At 72.7% G+C, this 904-nt stretch carries 1 protein-coding gene and 1 pseudogene; one reads left to right on the top strand and one right to left on the bottom strand.

Annotated elements, in window-relative coordinates; translation table 11 throughout:
* Nucleotides 1–526: hypothetical protein (locus Q0L15_RS17720; protein WP_296605775.1), on the bottom strand; the 526-nt coding region annotated here is incomplete at its 3' end.
* Between the two features lie 139 nt (nt 527–665).
* On the opposite strand from Q0L15_RS17720, the pseudogene Q0L15_RS17725 reads away from it, so the two are divergent.
* Nucleotides 666–904, top strand: a pseudogene (locus tag Q0L15_RS17725) (amino acid permease); the annotation flags it as partial.

Genomic DNA, 904 nt, shown 5'->3' on the forward strand with positions numbered 1-904 from the left:
CCTCGGCCCGATCCGGGTCGAGCAGGGCAACGGCGTGCTGGGCGTCTTCGACGCGGGCAGCCTGGACGAAGCGCCCGCGCTCCTCGCCTCGGTCGAGAGCGCGATCGTCACGGTCTCCGCCCAGGTGCCGTACGACTGGAGCCGCTCGGTGGTCCTCTACGCGCTGTCCGACCCGGCGTTCCTCGACGGGCTGCACGACGTGCCGGGGGACGACCCGGAGGCGCTCGACGCCGTGGCGTTCCCGGTGGGTGGGAGCACACGGTTCGCGCTCAACCCGCGGATGCTCGACCACCCGGGACGCGAGCTCGACCGGCTGGTGCGGCACGAGCTGACCCACGTCGCCGTCGGTACCCGCGACGACGACGTCCCGGTCTGGCTGTCCGAGGGCCTGGCCGAGTACGTCTCGGTCCGTCCGCTGCCGCCTCAGGACCGCCGCATCCCGGAGGCGGCGGTCGTCGCTGCCGAGGACGGCGCCGCGGACCTGCCCGACGACGCCTCGTTCAACGACCAGGACTCCGAGGCGCACTACGGGCTGGCCTGGTGGGCGGTCGAGTACGTCGCGGACGCGTACGGCGACGACGCCCCCTGGCTGATGCTCGACGCGATGGGCCAGCCGGGCGCCGACCCGGACACCGTCTTGCGCGACCAGTTCGGCACCAGCACCCGTGTTCCGGACGAAGACGATCGAGCAGAGCCTGGCGGACACCGACGAGCCGGAGTACCAGCTCAAGCGCCGGCTCACCGCGGTCGACCTGACGGTCTTCGGCATCGGCGTCGTGATCGGCGCCGGCATCTTCACCCTCACCGGGAAGGTGGCCGCCGAGTACGCCGGCCCGGGCGTGGTGTTCTCGTTCGTGCTGGCCGCGATCTGCTGCGCGCTGGCGGCGCTCTGCTACGCCGAGTT

Source organism: Nocardioides sp. (assembly GCF_024509035.1).
GTDB lineage: Bacteria > Actinomycetota > Actinomycetes > Propionibacteriales > Nocardioidaceae > Nocardioides.